Here is a 793-nt window from a genome sequence, read left to right as displayed (position 1 = left end):
CAAAGGTATTTCAGCAGGGTGGCTATCCCTGGCATGGGATTAGGCGCCGCATACAACGCCGATAAAAATATATGGTCATTTGCTTTTAACCTCGGCATGATGCTTTAGCAAAAAATAAAACAGTACGGACAGCGCGTGTTGCTTTTGACGAAAATCAGCGGGAACAAACGGCGTGTTTTTGCGTGCACTGGAAAAACGCGAAAAAGGCGGGGAAAGAAGTCGTGCCTTTTGTATGTCCGAAGGCTGAAACCAGCGCGGCAGCCTTTTGAGCCGCCAGACTGTAGTCCGGGACTTCCAGACTACAGTCTTGAACCTCCAGATTACAGTCTTGAATCGCTAGACTACAGTCTTGAAGTTCCAGACTACGCTTTGGAAGTTCCAGACTATAGTCTGGAAGCGTTAGACTTAAATCCTGAACCGCTGGATTAAAATTCAAAAATACGGCATGCTGAAAGAATAGGAGGCGCATATATGGCACACAGCGACTGGGTTCCCGCGCGGGAACAGGATTTGGTCGATTTGGCGGGGAAATGGACGGCGGCGCTCGCCGACCCTTCAAAACAAACGTCTTTCGGGTGGGACGCTGAAGAGTGCGCGGAGACGGCGGTCAAAATCGCCGAATTTTTACGGGCGCGGGACATATACGAGGCGGACAATTCCACGGTAAACCGAGCCGGCAAGGACGAAGCGAAAGGGGACGCGGTGGACGCAATGCGGGATTTTGCGAACTCGGCAGTCCGCTTCAACAAGCGAATGCGGGACGACGACAAACTCTTTTGGGGAATCCGCTCCG

2 protein-coding genes are annotated in these 793 nt (G+C 52.0%); one reads left to right on the top strand and one right to left on the bottom strand.

The features are described 5' to 3' along the window. Positions 1 to 154 precede the first annotated feature (154 nt). Positions 155 to 436: a hypothetical protein gene (locus AWU74_RS10685; protein ID WP_162504966.1), complete on the bottom strand. Its 282-nt coding sequence runs from the start codon at positions 434 to 436 to the stop codon at positions 155 to 157. 35 nt (positions 437 to 471) lie between these two features. Between AWU74_RS10685 and AWU74_RS06650 the strand changes: the two genes are divergently transcribed. Next, on the top strand, positions 472 to 793 hold a 322-nt coding region (locus tag AWU74_RS06650), incomplete at its 3' end, for a hypothetical protein (RefSeq protein WP_162504965.1).

The sequence above is a fragment of the Treponema endosymbiont of Eucomonympha sp. genome, assembly GCF_001028545.1.
This window is presented reverse-complemented; position numbering and strand designations above follow the sequence as displayed.